The sequence below is a fragment of the Pseudomonas sp. NDM genome (assembly GCF_003105095.1).
Lineage (GTDB): Bacteria > Pseudomonadota > Gammaproteobacteria > Pseudomonadales > Pseudomonadaceae > Aquipseudomonas > Aquipseudomonas moraviensis_A.
Genome location: NZ_QETJ01000242.1, coordinates 1 through 5,263, shown reverse-complemented (window position 1 = coordinate 5,263; position 5,263 = coordinate 1). Strand labels below are relative to the sequence as shown.

Here is a 5,263-nt window from a genome sequence, read left to right as displayed (position 1 = left end):
CCACACGACCTCATTCCACTGGCAGGAGTGAGCCTGCTCGCGATGAGGCCCCACCAGACACCGCCAAATCCGAGGCAACAAAAAAGGCCCGTATCGTGAGATACGGGCCTTTTTCGTAAGTCAGGAAAAATCAATTACTTGATTTTGCCTTCCTTGTACATCACGTGCTTGCGAACAACCGGATCATATTTCTTGATCTCGATTTTGTCCGGGGTAGTACGCTTGTTCTTGTCGGTAGTGTAGAAGTGACCAGTACCGGCGCTCGAGATCAAACGAATCAATTCACGCATGATTAGCTCCCTTAAATCTTGCCATCGCGGCGAAGTTCGGCGAGCACGACAGTGATGCCACGCTTGTCGATGATACGCATGCCTTTGGCAGATACGCGCAGACGCACAAAACGTTTCTCTTCTTCAACCCAGAAGCGGTGATGCTGCAGGTTCGGCAGGAAACGACGACGGGTTTTGTTGTTTGCGTGGGAAATGTTATTCCCAGTCACCGGACCCTTACCGGTAACTTGACATACTCTCGACATGCCTCAGCCCTCTAAAACCACATGCCCAACCCGGCATGGGTTGGCCGCTTAATCTCTCAGTCATTTGGCGCCAGGCGCCGCGTTTCTTTAGAGGTCTTACCGGCTACACCTACAGTGAAGGAACCGGGCCCCTAGAAAAGAGCGCTGCTTTATACCAGAAAGACCGGGGTGCAACAACAATCGGTGTGCAATCAATCGGAAAAGGGGCGATTTTTTCCGCCTCAGGTGCCTTGAATAAAGGCCGCGACGAGTTTTGACCACTCGTCGCAGAATTCCGGCCCTACAGGCGATTCAGACTTTTCATCTCCCTGGCGGTGCCCGAAACCGCACAAGACTGCGCCTGAAAATGCAAAAAGGGGATAGTCATTTGCAATTCAGAGCTCTAGGGTAGGACTTTTCCAGACTGCACTTGCAGATGGGCCTTCGATCTGTAAAGGAAACCGACCATGCGCCTCGCTGCCCTACCCCTGTTGCTCGCCCCGTTCCTGCTGAGCCCCCTCGCCCAGGCCGCCGCGTTGAGCGTCTGTACCGAGGCCAGCCCTGAAGGGTTCGACGTGGTGCAGTACAACTCGCTGACCACCACCAACGCTTCGGCTGACGTACTGATGAACCGTCTGGTGGATTTCGACACCGCCAGTGGCAAGGTCATCCCGAGCCTGGCCGACAGCTGGGAAGTCAGCACTGATGGCCTGACGTATGTATTCAAGCTGCACCCGCAGGTGAAATTTCATACAACCGATTACTTCAAGCCCAGCCGCGAGATGAGTGCCGAAGACGTCAAGTTCAGCTTCGACCGCATGCTCGACCCGGCCAACCCGTGGCACAAAGTCGCCCAAAGCGGCTTCCCCCATGCGCAGTCGATGCAACTGCCGACTCTGATCAAGAAGATCGATGCCCTCGACCCGCTCACCGTGCGATTCACTCTTGATCATCCGGATTCGACCTTCCTCGCCACCCTGAGCATGGGTTTCGCCTCGATCTATTCAGCCGAATATGCCGACAAGCTGATGAAGGCTGGCGCGACCGAGAAACTCAACAGCCAACCGATCGGCACTGGCCCGTTTGTGTTCAATCGCTTCCAGAAAGACGCGGCGATCCGCTACAAGGCCAATCCGGATTACTTCCGTGGCAAGCCTGCCGTCGACCCGCTGATCTTCGCCATCACGCCGGATGCCAACGTGCGCCTGCAAAAGCTGCGGCGCAATGAATGCCAGATCGCCCTGTCACCGAAACCATTGGACGTACAGGCCGCGCTGAAAGAACCAACACTGAAAGTCGAAAAGACTGACGCATTCATGACCGCCTTCGTGGGCATCAACAGCCAGCATCCGCCACTGGACAAGCCGGAAGTGCGCCAGGCGATCAACCTCGCTTTCGACAAGGCGAGCTACATCAAAGCCGTGTTCGAAGACACCGCCGAGGCGGCCAACGGCCCCTACCCGCCGAACACCTGGAGCTATGCGAAGAACCTGCCGGGCTATCCGCACGACGTGGCCAAAGCCAAGGCGCTGCTGGCCAAGGCCGGATTGAAGGATGGCTTCCAGACCACGATCTGGACGCGCCCATCGGGCAGCCTGCTCAACCCCAACCCGAGCCTCGGCGCGCAGATGCTGCAATCGGACCTGGCCGAGATCGGCATTCAGGCGGAGATCCGGGTGATCGAATGGGGCGAACTGATTCGCCGCGCCAAGGCCGGCGAACATGACCTGTTGTTCATGGGCTGGGCCGGCGATAACGGCGACCCGGACAACTTCCTCACCCCGCAGTTTTCCTGCGCAGCAGTGAAGTCCGGCACCAACTTTGCGCGGTACTGCAACGCCGATCTGGACAAGCTGATCAGCGCCGGCAAGACCACCAGCGAACAAGGCGTACGCACCAAGCTGTATGAACAGGCACAGGCGCAGATCCAGCAGCAGGCGTTGTGGCTGCCACTGGCGCACCCGACCGCCTACGCGCTGACCCGCAAGGACGTTCAGGGTTATTCCGTCAGCCCGTTCGGCCGGCAGGACTATTCCAAGGTCAACCTCAAATAACCTGCCTGATACAAAACCTGTGGATGGAAACAATCTGTGGGAGCGAGCCTGCTCGCGAAAGCGGTCTGTCAGCAAACAATGATGCCGACTGATACAACGCCTTCGCGAGCAGGCTCGCTCCCACAAGGTCCAGAATTGGCGCCGAGAACTACATCCAGCCACACTCCGCCATCGACAACGGCTCGCCGTCACCGACGATGAAGTGATCGAGCACCCGCACGTCAATCAACTCCAGGGTCTTCTGCAAGCGCTTGGTCAGCAGCCGATCCGCCTGGCTCGGGTCGGTGTTGCCGGACGGATGGTTGTGACACAGGATCACCGCCGCCGCGTTGTTGGCCAGCGCGCGTTTCACCACCTCCCGGGGATGCACACTGGTGTTGTCGATCGAGCCGCGAAACAGCGCCTCGAAATTCAGCACCTGATGTTTTGAATCAAGAAACAGGCAGCCGAACACCTCGTGCGGTTCATGGCGCAGCATGGCCTTGAGGTAGTCGCGGACGACCTGAGGGTTTTCCAGCGCCGGTTTCTGCCGTGAACGCTCGGCCAGATGGCGCTTGCTCATTTCTTGCGCAGCTTGCAACTGGGCGAACTTGGCCGGGCCGAGGCCCATTTGTTTGCTGAATGCGTCCTGATCGGCCTCGAGCAGCAAACGCAGGCCGCCGAATTGCGTCAGCAGATGTCTGGCGAGGTCCACAGCGCTTTTCCCAGGCAGTCCGGTGCGCAGAAAAATCGCCAGTAACTCAGCGTCCGACAGACTCCCCGCTCCATGCTCCAACAACCTTTCCCGCGGGCGTTCCGCCGCCGGCCAATCGCGAATACTCATAGCACCTCCTTGTCTGTGGGCGCCGCTGTTCCGTAGCGGTCGCTGTGATATCGTAGCCCATCTTTTTGGCGGTCGATTCAACCCTGGGGAGGGGCATCGCGCCGCAGTCATCAACGAAATGAAAGGCAGACCTATGCAGCGGCTGTATCGGAAACGCATCGTTCTGGGCGTCGGCGGCGGCATTGCGGCCTACAAGAGCGCCGATCTGGTTCGCCGCCTGATCGACCAGGGTGCCGAAGTGCGCGTGGTCATGACCCACGGCGGCGCCGAATTCATTACCCCGCTGACCATGCAGGCCCTGTCCGGCCACCCGGTTCACCTCGACTTGCTCGACCCCGCCGCCGAAGCCGCCATGGGCCATATCGAGCTGGCGAAATGGGCCGATCTGGTACTCATCGCGCCGGCCACCGCCGACCTGATCGCCCGTCTGGCCCAAGGCATTGCCAACGATCTGCTGACCACACTGGTGCTGGCCACCGACGCCGTAGTGGCCGTCGCGCCTGCGATGAATCAGGCAATGTGGCGCGACCCGGCGACCCAGGCCAACCTGCAACTGCTGGAAAGCCGTGGGCTGAAGACTTTCGGCCCGGCCTCGGGCAGTCAGGCCTGCGGCGACGTCGGCATGGGCCGCATGATGGAGGCCACCGATCTGGCGCTGCTTGCCGCCGACTGCTTCCAGCGCCTGGCCCTGACCGGCAAGCATGTGGTGATCACTGCCGGCCCGACCCAGGAAAACATCGACCCGGTGCGCTACATCACCAACCACAGCTCCGGCAAAATGGGTTTTGCCCTCGCCGAAGCGGCCGTGGAAGCCGGCGCCCGCGTCACCTTGATCAGCGGCCCGGTACACCTGCCGACGCCGGATCGCGTCACCCGTATCGATGTGGTCAGCGCCCGCGACATGCTCACCGCCTGCGAATCGGCCATGCCTTGCGACGTGTTCATCTCGTCGGCAGCGGTGGCGGACTACCGCCCTGAAGTCGTCGCGCCGCATAAACTCAAGAAAGATCCTGCGAGCGGTGACGGCTTCGTCCTGCAAATGGTGCGCAACCCGGACATCCTTGCCACCATCGCGACCCGCACCGACCGCCCGTTCAGTGTCGGCTTCGCCGCCGAAACCGAACACCTGCTCGACTACGCTGCACGCAAGCTGAAGGACAAGAATCTCGATCTGATCGTCGCCAACGACGTCGCCAACCCGAGCATCGGTTTCAACAGCGAAGAAAACGCCTGCAGCGTCATCGACCGTGAGCTGCACGCCACGGTTTTCGCCCAGACCAGCAAGAGCAAGATCGCTCGCCAACTGGTCACTTTTATCGCCGAACGTCTGAACCAGGTTTAATTTACATGCACGCTTTGCAAGCCAAGATCCTCGATCCACGCATCGGTACCGAGTTCCCGCTGCCGCAATACGCCACTCCGGGCTCCGCCGGCCTCGACCTGCGCGCCATGCTGGAACAGAACATCGTGATCAAACCGGGTGAAACCGTGCTGATCCCCACCGGCCTGTCGGTGTACATCGGCGACCCGAACCTCGCGGCACTGATCCTGCCGCGCTCGGGCATGGGCCACAAACACGGCATCGTTCTCGGCAACCTGGTCGGCCTGATCGACTCCGATTATCAGGGTCCGCTGATGGTCTCCTGCTGGAACCGCGGCCAGAGCGACTTCACCATGCCTGTCGGCGAACGTCTGGCGCAACTGGTGCTGGTACCGGTGGTACAGGCGCATTTCGAAATGGTCGAGGAATTCGTCGAAACCGAACGCGGCACCGGCGGCTTCGGGCATACCGGCACCAAATAGCGCAAAGACACTATTGTGGCGAGGGAGCTTGCTCCCGCTGGGCTGCGCAGCAGACCCAAAATCTTGTGG

Annotated in this window: 6 protein-coding genes; 3 read left to right on the top strand and 3 right to left on the bottom strand. The window is 60.0% G+C overall.

Annotation, left to right across the window (positions count from 1 at the left end; all coding sequences use genetic code 11):
- Positions 1–134 precede the first annotated feature (134 nt).
- Both rpmG and rpmB read right to left on the bottom strand, forming a co-directional pair.
- Positions 135–290 carry a 50S ribosomal protein L33 gene (gene rpmG / locus DCO47_RS25570; protein ID WP_016772554.1) on the bottom strand — a complete coding sequence of 52 codons (156 nt, stop codon included), beginning with the start codon at positions 288–290 and terminating at the stop codon, positions 135–137.
- Between the two features lie 11 nt (positions 291–301).
- A complete protein-coding gene (rpmB, locus tag DCO47_RS25565; protein WP_007920377.1) occupies positions 302–535 on the bottom strand; it encodes a 50S ribosomal protein L28 in 234 nt (77 codons plus the stop codon).
- A gap of 446 nt (positions 536–981) precedes the next feature.
- On the opposite strand from rpmB, the gene DCO47_RS25560 reads away from it, so the two are divergent.
- Positions 982–2,568, top strand: a complete 1,587-nt coding sequence (locus tag DCO47_RS25560) for an ABC transporter substrate-binding protein (protein WP_116659198.1) — start codon at positions 982–984, stop codon at positions 2,566–2,568.
- Positions 2,569–2,716: 148 nt separating this feature from the next.
- On the opposite strand, the gene radC is transcribed toward DCO47_RS25560, so the two are convergent.
- Complete coding sequence (gene radC / locus DCO47_RS25555; RefSeq protein ID WP_042608121.1) at positions 2,717–3,391, bottom strand: DNA repair protein RadC; 675 nt, start codon at positions 3,389–3,391, stop codon at positions 2,717–2,719.
- Positions 3,392–3,524: 133 nt separating this feature from the next.
- On the opposite strand from radC, the gene coaBC reads away from it, so the two are divergent.
- Both coaBC and dut read left to right on the top strand, forming a co-directional pair.
- On the top strand, positions 3,525–4,733 hold the full coding sequence (gene coaBC / locus DCO47_RS25550; protein WP_042608120.1) for a bifunctional phosphopantothenoylcysteine decarboxylase/phosphopantothenate--cysteine ligase CoaBC: 1,209 nt from the start codon (positions 3,525–3,527) through the stop codon (positions 4,731–4,733).
- Positions 4,734–4,738: 5 nt separating this feature from the next.
- The gene (dut, locus tag DCO47_RS25545) at positions 4,739–5,194 is read left to right on the top strand and encodes a dUTP diphosphatase (RefSeq protein WP_042608119.1); all 456 of its coding nucleotides are present in this window, start codon (positions 4,739–4,741) and stop codon (positions 5,192–5,194) included.
- The last annotated feature ends 69 nt before the right edge of the window (positions 5,195–5,263 follow it).

Excerpts from the sequence above, each read along its gene's own strand:
- rpmG (WP_016772554.1), bottom strand. The coding sequence starts at position 290 with ATGCGTGAATTGATTCGTTTGATCTCGAGCGCCGGTACTGGTCACTTC.
- rpmB (WP_007920377.1), bottom strand. The coding sequence starts at position 535 with ATGTCGAGAGTATGTCAAGTTACCGGTAAGGGTCCGGTGACTGGGAAT.
- DCO47_RS25560 (WP_116659198.1), top strand. The coding sequence starts at position 982 with ATGCGCCTCGCTGCCCTACCCCTGTTGCTCGCCCCGTTCCTGCTGAGC.
- radC (WP_042608121.1), bottom strand. The coding sequence starts at position 3,391 with ATGAGTATTCGCGATTGGCCGGCGGCGGAACGCCCGCGGGAAAGGTTG.
- coaBC (WP_042608120.1), top strand. The coding sequence starts at position 3,525 with ATGCAGCGGCTGTATCGGAAACGCATCGTTCTGGGCGTCGGCGGCGGC.
- dut (WP_042608119.1), top strand. The coding sequence starts at position 4,739 with ATGCACGCTTTGCAAGCCAAGATCCTCGATCCACGCATCGGTACCGAG.